Annotated in this window: 13 protein-coding genes; 6 read left to right on the forward strand and 7 right to left on the reverse strand. The window is 63.9% G+C overall.

The genetic code is table 11. The features are described from left to right. Positions 1-26: 26 nt before the first annotated feature. Positions 27-539, forward strand: coding sequence for a nuclear transport factor 2 family protein (locus tag ACRARG_RS10005; protein WP_432689864.1), 513 nt, complete (start codon positions 27-29; stop codon positions 537-539). Positions 540-601: 62 nt separating this feature from the next. On the opposite strand, the gene ACRARG_RS10010 is transcribed toward ACRARG_RS10005, so the two are convergent. From ACRARG_RS10010 to ACRARG_RS10020, 3 genes are read right to left on the reverse strand one after another with little or no spacing between them, the layout of a single operon-like run. Next, positions 602-2,083, reverse strand: coding sequence for an ABC transporter substrate-binding protein (locus tag ACRARG_RS10010; protein ID WP_432689865.1), 1,482 nt, complete (start codon positions 2,081-2,083; stop codon positions 602-604). Between the two features lie 40 nt (positions 2,084-2,123). After that, complete coding sequence (locus tag ACRARG_RS10015) at positions 2,124-3,422, reverse strand: acetylornithine deacetylase/succinyl-diaminopimelate desuccinylase family protein (RefSeq protein WP_432689866.1); 1,299 nt, start codon at positions 3,420-3,422, stop codon at positions 2,124-2,126. Between the two features lie 46 nt (positions 3,423-3,468). Continuing rightward, a complete protein-coding gene (locus ACRARG_RS10020; RefSeq protein ID WP_432689867.1) occupies positions 3,469-3,606 on the reverse strand; it encodes a hypothetical protein in 138 nt (45 codons plus the stop codon). On the opposite strand from ACRARG_RS10020, the gene ACRARG_RS10025 reads away from it, so the two are divergent. Both ACRARG_RS10025 and ACRARG_RS10030 read left to right on the forward strand, forming a co-directional pair. Continuing rightward, positions 3,547-4,041 (forward strand): helix-turn-helix transcriptional regulator, encoded by a 495-nt coding sequence (locus ACRARG_RS10025; RefSeq protein WP_432691350.1) that lies wholly within the window; start codon positions 3,547-3,549, stop codon positions 4,039-4,041. The two genes, ACRARG_RS10020 and ACRARG_RS10025, sit on opposite strands and share 60 nt — an antisense overlap. Positions 4,042-4,172: 131 nt before the next feature. After that, positions 4,173-5,261: a sensor histidine kinase gene (locus tag ACRARG_RS10030; RefSeq protein WP_432689868.1), complete on the forward strand. Its 1,089-nt coding sequence runs from the start codon at positions 4,173-4,175 to the stop codon at positions 5,259-5,261. Between the two features lie 3 nt (positions 5,262-5,264). Here ACRARG_RS10030 and rpe read toward each other — a convergent pair whose 3' ends face one another. The 4 genes from rpe to ACRARG_RS10050 all read right to left on the reverse strand — a co-directional run bounded on the left by rpe (position 5,265) and on the right by ACRARG_RS10050 (position 9,211). Beyond that, positions 5,265-5,954 carry a ribulose-phosphate 3-epimerase gene (rpe, locus tag ACRARG_RS10035; RefSeq protein ID WP_432689869.1) on the reverse strand — a complete coding sequence of 230 codons (690 nt, stop codon included), beginning with the start codon at positions 5,952-5,954 and terminating at the stop codon, positions 5,265-5,267. Positions 5,955-6,076: 122 nt separating this feature from the next. After that, positions 6,077-7,018, reverse strand: coding sequence for a class 1 fructose-bisphosphatase (locus ACRARG_RS10040; RefSeq protein ID WP_432689870.1), 942 nt, complete (start codon positions 7,016-7,018; stop codon positions 6,077-6,079). Positions 7,019-7,222: 204 nt separating this feature from the next. Beyond that, complete coding sequence (locus ACRARG_RS10045) at positions 7,223-7,987, reverse strand: SDR family NAD(P)-dependent oxidoreductase (RefSeq protein WP_432689871.1); 765 nt, start codon at positions 7,985-7,987, stop codon at positions 7,223-7,225. A 3-nt stretch (positions 7,988-7,990) separates the two neighbouring features. Next, positions 7,991-9,211 (reverse strand): acyl-CoA dehydrogenase family protein, encoded by a 1,221-nt coding sequence (locus ACRARG_RS10050; RefSeq protein ID WP_432689872.1) that lies wholly within the window; start codon positions 9,209-9,211, stop codon positions 7,991-7,993. Between the two features lie 150 nt (positions 9,212-9,361). On the opposite strand from ACRARG_RS10050, the gene ACRARG_RS10055 reads away from it, so the two are divergent. The 3 genes from ACRARG_RS10055 (at position 9,362) to ACRARG_RS10065 (ending at position 13,452) form a co-directional block, all read left to right on the forward strand. Beyond that, on the forward strand, positions 9,362-10,906 hold the full coding sequence (locus ACRARG_RS10055) for a class I adenylate-forming enzyme family protein (protein ID WP_432689873.1): 1,545 nt from the start codon (positions 9,362-9,364) through the stop codon (positions 10,904-10,906). Between the two features lie 84 nt (positions 10,907-10,990). Beyond that, complete coding sequence (locus tag ACRARG_RS10060) at positions 10,991-11,773, forward strand: SDR family NAD(P)-dependent oxidoreductase (RefSeq protein ID WP_432689874.1); 783 nt, start codon at positions 10,991-10,993, stop codon at positions 11,771-11,773. Next, complete coding sequence (locus tag ACRARG_RS10065; protein WP_432689875.1) at positions 11,773-13,452, forward strand: long-chain-fatty-acid--CoA ligase; 1,680 nt, start codon at positions 11,773-11,775, stop codon at positions 13,450-13,452. Before ACRARG_RS10060 ends, ACRARG_RS10065 begins: the two co-directional genes overlap by 1 nt. Positions 13,453-13,481: the final 29 nt, after the last annotated feature.

The raw sequence follows: 13,481 nt of genomic DNA on the forward strand, positions 1-13,481 counted from the left end.
AGCAGGGCCATGTTAACAAGATTCACTTGAGCGACTCTGTCCGCCATGGGACCCTCGCCCGGACGGATCGCAAGAGGATCGACGCCATGTACCACGCCTTTGTCCGCGCCCGCATACGCGCGCTCTTCCATGCGGCCTCGACTGCCGACAGCGCGACGATCCTTGCGGGCTTTGCGCCCCGGTTCGAACATATCTTCCTTGGAGATCATGCGCTTGGCGGCACCCGCACCAGTATGGCGAAGACCCGCGACTGGTACGACCGCCTCTACCGCCTGCTGCCAGATATCGGGTTCGAAATCACCCGCATCGCGGTAAAGGGCTGGCCTTGGGCCACGCTGGCCGTGATCGACTGGACGGAGCGGAACTCCGGCACCGATGGCGTCGTCACCACGAATGCGGGCTGTCATATCGTCGAAATCGCCTGGGGAAAGATCACGCGGCTCACCATCGTGACCGATACGGCCGTGCTGCAAAAAACGCTCGACCGTCTGGCCGCCGGTGGCGTGGCAGAGGCGCATGCCCCCCCGATCACCGGCTGACACGAGGATATCCCCGCCGGACCGCATGGCGCCAAAAGCGCGGTAGTCCGGCGGGGTACGTTTCATTCCGACCAGCTGACGGAGGTGACATCCGTCGCCTGCGTCGGCGCGTTCTGCCAGATGCCTTCCAGACCGGTCTTGGCCACGGTCAGCAGGGGCAGCTGGAACAGGTAGGCGTTGACGTAATCATCCGCGATCATGTGCTGGGCCGTCTTGAACATCTCCGACCGTTTCTCCGGATCGATCTCAAGGTTGATCTGATCCATCAGCGCCTGGAATTCCGGATTGTCATACTGGAAGTAATATTCCGGCCGGGCATAGATGTTGATGTCGAGCGGTTCGGTATGGCTGATGATAGTCAGCCCATAATCCTTGCCCTTGAACGTCGCTTCAAGCCACTGGGCCCATTCGACATTCTCGATCTCCGGCTCGATCCCGACGGCGCGCAGCTGGGCCGCGACAATCTCTCCGCCGCGACGGGCATAGGACGGTGGCGGCAGGGTCATCTTGACCTTCAGCGGCAGGGTGACCCCGGCCTCTTCCAGCAGCAGCGCGGATTTCTCCGGGTCGTAGTTCGACTGGTCGACCAGATCGACGTAATCCGGGTGGTGCGGCGCGAAATGGGTGCCGATGGGCGTGCCGTAGCCGAACATCGCGCCGTCGATGATCTCCTGCCGGTTGATGGCATGGGCGACCGCCTCACGCACCTTCACATTGTCGAAGGGCGGCAGCTTGTTGTTGATGGCGAGGATCGTCTCCCCCTCGGTCGAGCCGACCAGCACCTTGAATCGCGGATCGGCATCGAACTGCGGCAGGTTCTCCGGCGCCGGGAAGGCGGGAAAGACATCCAGATCCTCCGACATCATCGCGGCGAAGGCGGCGGTCGGGTCGGAGATGAATTTGAACGTGACATTGTCCAGAATGGCGGGCGTGCCCCAGTATTCCGGGTTCTTGGTCAGCTGGATATTGTCGCCCTGCACCCAGCTGTCGAACATGAAGGCGCCGGTGCCGATGGGCGTGGTCTTGATATTGTCGATGCTCTCCGGCGCGACGATGACCGCGTCACCCCAGGCCATGTTGAACAGGAAATTGCCGTTGGGCGCAGTCAGCACGACCTCCACCGTGGCGGGGTCGATCACAGTGACCGCCTCGATCCCGGCAAAGAGCGCCTTCTGCGCATTGGCGCTGTCCTCGGCCCGCGCTCGGTCGAGCGAGAATTTCACATCCTCGGCGTCGAAGGTGGTGCCATCGTGGAACTTCACGCCTTCGGCAAGGTGGAAGGTATAGGTCTTGCCATCCTCGGAAATATCCCAGGAGGTGGCGAGGCCCGCGCCGACGGAGCCATCCGGCCCGAAGCGGGTCAGCCCCTCAAACACGTTGGAATAAAGCACCGAGTCGATGGCCCCCGCCGCGGCCGAAGTCGGGTCGAGATGCGGCGGCTCCAGCTGCATGCCGATGACGATATCGGTCTTGGCAGCCCAGGCCATGGAGGCGGTCAGCGCGAAGGCCGAAGCCATCATCGCGGTCGAAAACTTGAAGGTCATGCGTGACTCCCTGTCATTCATCCCCCGTTCCGGCGCCCCTTCAGATGCCGTCGGAGGTTTGCGGTGGACCCAGTAACTTCAACAAAGACAATGCCATTACCCGAGCCGAGGCCACCATATCATCCACTCCGACATATTCATCGGGTTTGTGGGCGAGGTCCAGAATGCCCGGACCGTAGGCGACACAATTCTTCAGCATGCCGATCCGGTCTATATGTTTCTGGTCATAGGTGCCGGGAGAGACCACATAGGCCGGCTCTTTCCCCAGGGTTTTTCGAATCGCATCCGTCACTGTTGTCACAACTGGTGCATCGCGGTCCGTCATCGTTGGCAGGACCCGGTGCATCTCTGTCATTGTATAGGAGAAATCGGGGCGTTGCGTCCGGACCCGCTCCAGTACGGTGCGAATTTCGTCCTTGACGTCTTCTATGTCCTCTTCGATCAGGAATCGCCGATCGATGACCATGCGGGCGCTGTCGGGGACCACGGGGCTGGGCAGACCGCTGGAATCACTGGGGATTTCCTCCTGACCGCCATGCAGGGAATTGATGTTGAGCGTCGACTGCCGCGCCCCTTCGGGCACCACCGGCATATCGGTGCGTTTTGCCGCCAGCGCCGGGAAAAGCGATTGCTCCATCTCATGCAGCACCGCCCCCATGTGGCGCACCGCGCAATCGCCGAGGAAGGGCATGGAGCCATGGGCGATCTCGCCATGCGTCTCGATCTCTGCCCACCAGACGCCGCGATGGCCAAGGCAGATGCGGTCGACGTTCAGCGGCTCCGGGATGATGACGTGATCGACGCGTTTGAAATAGCCCTGCTCCGCCAGATAGGCGACGCCGCCGAACCCGCCCGATTCCTCATCCGCCGTGCCGGAGATCTCGATGGCGCCCTGCCAGTCGGGCACCACGGCCAGAAAAGCCTCCGCCGCGACGATGGAGGCCGCGAGCCCCCCCTTCATATCGCAGGCACCCCGCCCGTAGACCTTGCCATCCTTCAGCTCCCCGCCGAACGGGTCGGTGGTCCAGCCGCGCCCGACATCGACCACGTCGATATGGGAGTTGAAATGCACACATTCCCCCGGCCGCGCCCCGTCGCGCCGTGCCACGATGTTCCAGCGCGGGTATCTGTCGCTGTCGCCCGGCGCGCCCTTGGCCCGCACCAGCTCCGTATAAAAGCCCGATTTCAGCAGACGCCGGTCGAGGTAGTCGCAGATCTCCCGGTAATTCTCCCCCGGAGGGTTGAGCGTGGGAATTCGGATGAGGTCCTGCGTCAGGGCGATCACATCGTCCCGCCGCCGTTCGACTTCATCCATTATGGCTTGGGTCAGGTCAGTCATACATGCTCCGTCAGTGATGACAGGATGCGCGGCGCGGGCTACGGTCTCAATACCGTAGTTTCACCGGATCGTTACACTGGACCTCGCCGCACTTGCCTTTGACGAAGCCCCTGTCGGCATCGTCCTGACCGAAGACCGGATCATCCGTGCCGCGAATGCCAATTTCGCCCGGATGACCGGCCATGACGCAGCACGCCTGCCGGGACAAAGTTTCCGGATTTTTTACGACAGCGACCGCGCCTTTGCGGCGACCCGCGACATCGGCCTCAGCCCGCTGCGCGCCGGGCAGCCCTATACGGATGAACGCCTGCTGCGCCATGCCGATGGCACGCTCTTCCTCACCCGGTTCCGCGCCCGCACCCTGACCCCCGAACGGCCCCTGGCCCGGCTGGTCATGACATTCGCGCCTTTGCAGGCCGAGACCACCGAACGCCAGCTGACCCCGCGTGAACGTTCCGTCGTCGATGGCCTCTCACGCGGTATGACCAGCAAGGAAATCGCGCGCGGCCTCGGCCTCTCCCCGCGCACGGTGGAGGACGTCCGGTTCCGCCTGCTGCGCCGTTACGGCGCGCGCAATGCCGCCGATCTGCTGCGCCGGCTGTCGGGCCCCGCCTTCTAGGCCCATATTTTACGTCGCGGCATCCTATCCAAAGGGTGAATTCCGGCAGGGGTTCTACTGGTCTAACCTCCCGCATCTTGTTGTCCCGCCTCATCCGTGCATATTTCCACGGCTCACCTGGAGACCCGACGATGAAAGCTCCCCCGCCGTCCGATCAGCTGAAACGCCTGCAGGACCTTCATGATCTGAACATCATGGATACGGAGCCGGAAAAGGCTTTTGACGATGTCGTGCGCCTGGCCGCCCGCATCTGCGAGACCCCCGTCGCGCTGATCTCCCTCGTGGCGGAGGACCGCCAGTGGTTCAAGGCGCGCGTCGGGATGGAGGCAGAAGGCACGCCCATTGAACAGTCGATCTGCGCCCATGCCATCGCCTCAGACGGGTTTCTTGAGATCGGCGACACCCGCACCGATCCCCGCACCGCCGACAATCCGCTAGTCACCGGGCCGGACAACCTGCGCTTCTATGCCGGCGCGCTGATGCGCAATGCGGCGGGCCGGGCGCTTGGCACGCTCTGCGTCATTGACCACAAACCGCGCCAGCTGACCGATCTGCAGCGCGAGACCCTGCAGGTCCTGGCCGATCAGATCGTGGCCCAGCTCGACCTGCGCCGCGCCCTGGCAGAGGCGGAACTCCTGCGGCGCGAGGTCGACCACCGGGTCAAGAATTCCTTGCAATCCGTCGCGGCCCTCGCCCGGGTCCAGAGCCGGTATGCCCAATCCGAAGAAACGCGGGAGGCATTGGACCTCACCCGCCGCCGCATTGATACGGTCGCCCTGCTGCACCACCAGCTCTATCATTCCGACCGCGACGGCTTTGTCGCGCTCGATGATTTCACCCGGCGGGTCGGCCAGCTTCTGCAGCAATCCGCGCCGAACGGCATCCGGATCGAGACAGAGGTCAGCCCAATGCAGATCCCCTCCGCCCGCGCCGCCGCCGTGGGGGTGATCCTCAACGAATTTGCCGCCAATGCCTATAAACATGCCTTTGCCGAGGGCGACAGTGGCATCGTCCGCTTCACCATCGCCCGCGACGGCGAACATCATGCCCAGCTGGTCTGCGCCGATACCGGCCGCGGCATGTCACCAGACCCGGCCCGCCCCTCGGGCCTCGGCCTCCGGATCATCGAAGCCTCCGCCCAGCAACTTGGCGGGTCCGCCGAAACCACCTCCGGCCCCGAGGGCACAAAAACGGTGATCCGGATGAGCCTGACGGACTGACCGTCAGACCAGCGTGTCGCAGGAGGTCCGGATCGCCCGGATATTGGTGCCGTAAGGCGCCGGATCCGCCACCGACCCGCCCTTGAAGACCGCAGATCCCGCCACCAGCACATCCGCCCCGGCGGACCGCATCAGCGGCGCCGTCTCCGGCGTGATGCCGCCATCGATCTCGATATGCACCGGACGGTCGCCGATCATCGAACGCAGCTCCCGCACCTTGTCGATCTGGCTGTGGATGAATTTTTGCCCCCCGAAGCCGGGGTTCACCGTCATCACGCAGATCAGATCGACCATATCCATCAGATATTCGACCGAAGAGGCCGGGGTCCCGGGATTCAGTGCCACCCCGGCCTTCATCCCCGCCCCCCGGATCGCCTGCAGCGTCCGGTGGATATGCGGCCCCGCCTCCACATGCGCGGTCAGCACATCCGATCCGGCATCGGCAAATGCCTCAATATAGGGATCGACCGGCGCAATCATCAGATGCACATCCATGACCGTCTTGATGTGCTTGCGGATGGCTTTGACCAAAGGCGGGCCGAAGGTCAGGTTCGGCACGAAATGCCCGTCCATCACGTCGACATGGATCCAGTCGGCGCCCTGCGCCTCCACCGCCTCGATCTCCGCTCCGAAATTGGCGAAATCGGCAGACAGGATCGACGGCGCGATCTTCAGGTTCCGGTCAAATGTCATGGCAAAGCCCCCCTAAATTCGGCCCTCACATAAGCGCGCCCGCCCCCGAGGGAAAGCGCGCCCCGCTCTTTTTCTTGCCGAAAATATCCCCGCCGGAGGCATGGCCCCGGCACGGGGCCATCTCAGCCGTGCAAGACGGCGATCCGGTCGACTTCCTCGGCAGAGCCGAACACGAAGGGCCGCCGCTCATGCAGCTCCACCGCCGTCAGGGACATGATCGGCGCCACGCCATCCGTGGCCTTGCCCCCGGCCTGTTCCACGAGGAACGCCATCGGCGCGACCTCATAGACCATCCGCAGCCGCCCGTTTTCATATTTCGGCCGCCCGTCCGAAGGGTAAAGGAAAGTCCCGCCCCGCGTCAGGATCCGGTGCGTCTCCGCCACCAGCGACCCGACCCAGCGGAAGTTCATATCCTTGCCCTTGGCGCCATCCTTGCCGGCCTCGTTCTCTTCCACATAGGCCAGCACCGGCGCGGTCCAGTGGCGACGATTGGAAGAGTTGATGGAGAATTCCTTGGCCGCCTTGGGCAGGTCCATCTTCTCCTCCGCCAGAACAAAGCTGCCCTCGTCCTGATCCAGCACGTAAAGCTGCGTGCCCGCGCCAAAGGTGATCGCCAGCAGGGTCTGCGGCCCATAGGCGATATAGCCCGCGCAGATCTGTTCGGATGCGGGGCGCAGGAAGCTGGCCTCGGGCGTTTCCGCCGCCGGGAAGATCGAAAAGATCGTGCCGATCGTCACGTTCACATCGATATTCGACGACCCGTCCAGCGGATCGGTCGCCAGCGCATAGGCGCCGCCCGCATCGATATCGAGCACGACCTCCTGTTCCTCGGAGGCATAGTGGCGCACGCCCGTGCCCTTGAGCGCGGCCTCGAACATCTCGTCGGCCATGACATCCAGCGCCTTCTGCTGGTCGCCATCGCTGTTCTCGCCCACACCCGCGCCGAGCTTGCCGGCCAGCGGGCCCTTGGCGATCACCCGGGAGAGCTGCGCACCTGTGGCGCACATGGCTTCGATCACGGGCTGGAGGTCGGCGGGAATGAGTTTGGGATCAATGGCGGGCATGGAGGTCTCCGTCTGCTGTTGACGGAGGTATTCCATATCGGCGCGCCGGACAGAAGGGTTTTGGTGCGGCTTCGGGCGATTTGGGCGTGACGAAAAGGATTTGCGCCGGCTTTGCCGTCGCCGGGGGAAGGGAGGGCGCTGCCCTCCCTCGGCGCTCCGCGCCTCACCCTCCCGGGATATTTTAGGCAAGAAAAAGCCTGGGGGTTACGCCAGGGTCTGGCCGCCGTCGGCAATGATGAGCTGGCCGTTGACATAGCCCGAGAGGGGCGAGGCAAGCCAGAGGGCGGTGCCGGCGATCTCTTCCGGGGTGCCCATGCGGCGCATCGGGTTGCGGCTGTTGATCTGTTCGATCCGGTCCGGGTCCTCCCAGAGGGCTTTGGCGAAATCGGTCTTGATGAGGCCCGGTCCGATGGCGTTGACGCGGATGTTGCTGGGGCCCCATTCGAGCGCGAGGGCGCGGGCGACGCCGGCATCTGCCGCCTTGGTCACGCCATAGGCACCAAGCGTGGTGGAACCCTTGATCGCCGCGACAGAGGAGATGATGACCACCGCGCCGCCGCCATTGGCGGCCATGCCGGGCAGGACCATCTTGGCCAGCGAGACCATGGATCGGACATTGGTGACGAGCATCTTGTCGAAAACCTCATCCGCCAGTTCCTGCATCGGGCCATAGACCGGGTTGATCGCGGCATTGGGCACCAGCACGTCGACGCGGCCCCATTTGGCGATGGTCTGGTCGACGAGGTTCTGCAGATCCTCGGTGGAGCCGATATGGGCGGGCACCACCAGCGCCTCGCCCCCCTTGGCGCGGATGGCTTCGGCCACCGGCTCGCAGGCCTCTGCCTTGCGGGAGGAGACGACAACCTTTGCACCGGCCTCCGCGAACATCTCCGCCATGGCGCGGCCGATGCCGCGGGAGGAGCCGGTGATCAGGACGACCTTACCCTTCAGTTGCAGGAGATCGGACATGGCTCAGTTCCGGTAGGGCTTGAGTTCGAGCTTGGCGATGGTTTCGCGATGCACCTCGTCCGGGCCGTCGACCAGCCGCATGGTGCGGGCATTGGCGAAGGCGGCGGCGAGCGTCGTGTCCTGCGACACGCCCTGCGCGCCGTGGATCTGCATGGCGCGGTCGACCACGCGCTGGACCATATTGGCGGCGACGACCTTGATCATCGCGATCTCTTTCCGGGCGACCTTGTTGCCGACAGTGTCCATCATATAGGCGGCGTGCAGGACGAGCAGCCTGGCCTGTTCGATCTCGCAGCGGCTTTCGGCGATCCAGTGCTTGGTCACGCCCATATCGGCGATGCGCTTGCCGAAGGCCGACCGCGACATCGCCCGTTCGCACATCATTTCCAGCGCCCGTTCCGCCTGTCCGACGGAGCGCATGGCGTGGTGGATGCGGCCCGGTCCGAGCCGGCCCTGCGCGATCTCGAACCCGCGGCCCTCGCCCAGCAGGATGTTCGACACCGGCACGCGGACGTCCTTGTATTCGACCTCCGCATGGCCATGCGGCGCATGGTCATAGCCGATGACCGAGAGGTGCCGCTTGACCGTCACGCCCTTGGTGTCGAAGGGCACGAGGATCATCGACTGCTGCTTGTGCGTCTCGGCCGAAGGGTCGGTCTTGCCCATCAGGATCGCGATCTTGCAGCGCGGGTCCATGGCGCCGGAGGACCACCATTTGGTGCCGTTGATCACATACTCATCCCCCTCCCGGCGGATCAGCGTCTCGATATTCGTGGCGTCGGAGGAGGCGACGCCAGGCTCCGTCATCGCGAAGCAGGAGCGGATATCGCCGTCGAGCAGGGGCTTCAGCCACTGGGCCTTATGCTCCTCCGTCCCGTACATGAAGATCGTCTCCATATTGCCGGTATCGGGGGCGGAGCAGTTGAAGGGCTCCGAGCCGATGGAAGAACGGCCCATGATCTCGCACAGGGTGCCATATTCCAGCTGGGTCAGCCCGGCACCTTTGTAATCGCCCGCATCATGGGTCAGGAACATGTTCCAGAGACCGGATTCCTTGCCCTTGGCCTTCAGCTCATCCATGATCGCCACATGCGCCCAGCGATCGCCGGAGGCGACTTCCGCCTCATAAGGTTTCTCGGCCGGGTAGACATGGTCATCCATGAAACGCAGCAATTGCTCGCGCATCTTCCGGGCACGATCAGAGATCGGGAAATGGTCGTACATTGCAGCTCCTCCTCCGCATTTGCGGTCAATGGACACGGCTTTCCGACCCGAGTCAACATGCGGAACAACTTTCCGATGCGCGGAATATTGACCCTGCCGGGGCGGGGAGTAGAGTAGCCTCCGACTGCAGGACTGGAGGAGGAACGCGTCATGTCTCAGGGAGTAGACCGGGTTATACCCAAGCCCATCGAAGATGAGGAGCTTCTGAAGTTCGCCCCGAAAATCCGCGAGAATTTCGTGACTTACGCGGAAAAGACCTGCGTCGTGGACGAGGTGGAAACGCTGAGCTGGGCGGAGTTCGGCGGCCTCGTCATGCGGGTCGCGGGACGGTTGAAATCGCTGGGAATCGGGCCGGGCAGCATGGTCGCCTCACTCTCCGAAAATACCGCGATGAACCTCGTGCTCTATGCCGGCGTGCTCTATGCCGGGGCCTGCATGGTGCCGCTGCCCTTCTCCGCGACGGAGGCCGCGCTGGTGAAGATGCGGTCGGACTGCGGCGCCACGCTGCTCTTTGCCTCGCCCAAGTTCCGGGACACAGCGGACAAGCTCGGCGCCTCCGATATCGTCGATCTGACCAAGCTGCGCGACTGGATCGGCGATGCCGACCCGATCGAGCCGGTCGATGTCGAGTTCTCCGACCTCTTCGACATGATCTATTCCTCCGGCACCACTGGCACGCCCAAGGGGATCATCCACGACCACCTCTTCCGGTCGCGGCAGTTCTCCCGCTCCAGTTCCTACGGAATGGACGAAACCGGCGTGATGATGATGTCGACGCCGCTCTATTCCAACACGACGCTAGTCGCGGTGATCGCGGCGCTGGTGAAAGGCGCAACTGTCGTGTCGATGGAGCGGTTCAACACCGTCAGGTTCCTTGAACTGTCGGAAAAGCACCGCGCGACCCATGCCATGCTGGTGCCCGTGCAATACATGCGCCTGATGGACGAGCCGCGTTTCGACGAATTCGACCTGTCGAGCTATCAGTGCAAAATGTCGACCTCTGCCCCGCTGCCCGGACTGGTGATCGAGAAGGTGATGAAGCGCTGGCCCGGCAATGTCATGGAATTCTACGGCATGACCGAAGGTGGCCCGGCCACCGTGCTGGACTGCGCCGCCCATCCCGACAAATGGGACACGGTCGGCCAGCCACAGCCCGGCGCCGACATGCGGGTGATCGACGAAGACGGCAATGAACTGCCCTACGGCTCCTACGGGGAGGTCGTGGGCCGGTCGGGCGCCATGATGCCCGGCTATCACAATGCCCCCGAAAAGACGAAGGAGGCGACATGGGTCAGCCCGGACGGCCTGCATTTTGTCCGCACCGGCGATATGGGCCGCTTCGATGACGACGGTTTCCTTCATCTGCTCGACCGCAAGAAGGACATGATCATCTCTGGCGGGTTCAACATCTACGCCGCCGATCTGGAGGCCGTGCTGCGCAAGCATCCCGATGTGGCCGATGTGGCCGTGATCGCCATCCCCTCGCGTGACTGGGGCGAGACGCCGCTGGGCCTTGTCGTCCCTGCCCGGCCCGAGGCTGACTCCGAGGAGATCCGGGACTGGGCCAATGCCCAGCTGGGCAAGACTCAGCGCGTGTCCAAGGTGGAATTCCGCGACGACCTGCCCCGGTCCGAGATCGGCAAGATCCTGAAGCGGGAGCTGCGGGAGCCCTATTGGGAAGGTCAGACCGCGTAAAATCCGCATTGCGGAAGTGAATTCCAAATTCGTTGAATGGCATGATCAAATGTGCCATCGTTTGAGGCAATGGGAGGACATGCCGTGAGATTTGAGGGGAAAGTCGCCATCGTGACTGGGGCTGGCAGCGGCATCGGTCGCGCCACGGCCCGTCGGATGGCGTCAGAGGGCGCCAAGGTCTGCCTGGTCGATGTGAACGAGGCCGGGCTGAAGGAAACGCTCGACACCGGCATGGCGGGTGGCGATCACATGGTAAAGACCTGCGACGTCTCTGACGAGGCGCAGGTGGAGGCGCTGGTGCGCTCCGTCACCGACAATTGGGGACGTCTGGATGCGGTCGCCAATAACGCCGGCGTCTCCCGCGGGTACCAGCCGATCATGGACAATGATTTCGACGACTGGGCCGTGGTGCTGGGCGTCAACCTGACCGGCGTGGCCCGGGTGATGAAATACGCCGCCCGCGTGATGGTCGAACAGAAGTCCGGCGCCATCGTGAACACCGCCTCCGTTGCCGGTATCCGCTCCGGCGCGGGCGGCAATGCCTATTCCGCCTCCAAGGCCGGGGTCATCAGCCTGACGCAGACGGCGGCCTGCGATCTGGGCGGCTACAACGTGCGCGTCAACGCCGTCTGCCCCGGCCTGATCGAGACGGGCATGACCAAGCGCGTCTTCGACTACGCCCGCGAGAACGACAAGGAACACAAGCTCGGTTCGCGCTGCGAGCTCCGCCGCTATGGCCGTCCGGAGGAGATCGCCGCCGCGATCTGTTTCCTCGCCTCCGACGATGCCTCCTATATCACTGGTCAGGCGCTGCCCGTGGATGGCGGCAACACGGCCTCCCTCAACCTGCCCGGCATGAAAGTCTGATGACCGATCTGCATTTCAAATTCTGGCCTCCCGGCCTGCCCCACCACATCGATGTGCCCGCGCAATCGGTGGCCCAGAACCTGATCGACACCGCCCGGCGCGCGCCGGAAAACGAGGCGATCCACTACTACGGCAGCATGCTGACCTATGGCCAGCTGCTGGGCGCGGTGGAACGGATCGCGGGCTGGCTTCAATCGCGCGGCGTGAAACGCGGCGACCGGGTGCTGCTCTACATGCAGAATTCCCCCCAGTGGATCATTGGCTATTACGCGATCCTGCGCGCCGATGCCGCCGTGATCCCCGTCAACCCGATGAACCGGCAGGCAGAGCTGGAACACCTCGCCCGCGACACCGGCGCCCGCATCGCGCTCTCGGGATCGGAACTGGTCGACTATATCCGCCCGCTCATCGCTTCCGGCGACCTCGACCATGTGGTGGGCGCGGCCTATGCCGATATGGCGAACCCCGAGAGTGACATCCGCCTGCCCGCCGCCCTGGCCGATCTGACCGATGCCACGCTGACCGGCACCGGCATCACCCGCTGGTCCGACGCACTGGCCGAGGCGCTGACCCCGGCTGACCCGCGCGCCGGCCCCGATGATCTCTGCGTCATCCCCTATTCCTCCGGCACCACCGGCAATCCCAAGGGCTGCACGCATTACCACCGCTCGGTTCAGGCCACGATCCACGCCTATTACCACTGGGGGCCCTTCACGGAGGACGAGACCCAGCTGGCCGTTCTGCCCTTCTTCCATGTCACCGGCATGCAGAATTCGATGAACGCGCCGATCCTCGCCGGATCGACCATCGTGCTGATGACCCGCTGGGACCGCGACACCGCCGCCCGGCTGATCGAACGGCACAAGGTGACCAAGTTCCGGTCCATCACCACCATGGTGATCGACATCCTGAATTCCCCGGATTTCGCCAGCTATGACCTGAGCACGCTGCAATCCATGGGCGGCGGCGGCGCGGCCATGCCCGAAGCCATCGCGGCCAAGCTGAAGGACCGCCTCGGCCTCGATTTCATCGAGGGCTACGGCCTGTCGGAAACCATCGCCGCGACCCATATCAACCCGACCCAGGCGCCCAAGATGCAGTGCCTCGGCATTCCGCTTTTCGATGTGGATGCCCGCATCCTGGACCTCGAAACCGATGCCGAGCTGGGCCCCAATGAGAACGGCGAGATCGTGATGAACGGCCCGCAGGTCTTTGCCGGCTACTGGCAGAACCCCGAGGCCACCGAAGCCGCCTTTACCGAGATCGACGGCAAGCGGTTCTTCCGCACCGGCGATATCGGCCATTACGACGAGGATGGCTATTACTTCATGACGGACCGGGTGAAGCGGATGATCAACGCCTCCGGCTTCAAGGTCTGGCCCGCCGAGGTGGAGGCGCTCATGCTCTACCATCCCGGCATCGCGGAAGCCTGCGTGATCGGCGTGCCCGATGCGCGCCGGGGCGAATCCGTGAAAGCCTTCGTCGTTCCCGCTGCCGGCACCACCCCCGATGAAGAGGAGATCATCGGCTGGTGTCATCAGAAAATGGCCGCCTACAAATGCCCGCGCCAGATCGCCATCGTGTCGGAACTGCCCAAAAGCGGCTCCGGCAAGGTGCTCTGGCGGGAGCTGGCAGAAGCCGAGAAAGCCGGGGAGCAGAAGAGCAGAACAGGAACATAACGAGGAGCCCGTTTCGGCGCGATCAGACT

Origin of the sequence: Pseudooceanicola profundi, from assembly GCF_050897955.1 — a bacterium.
Classification (GTDB): Bacteria; Pseudomonadota; Alphaproteobacteria; order Rhodobacterales; family Rhodobacteraceae; genus Pseudooceanicola.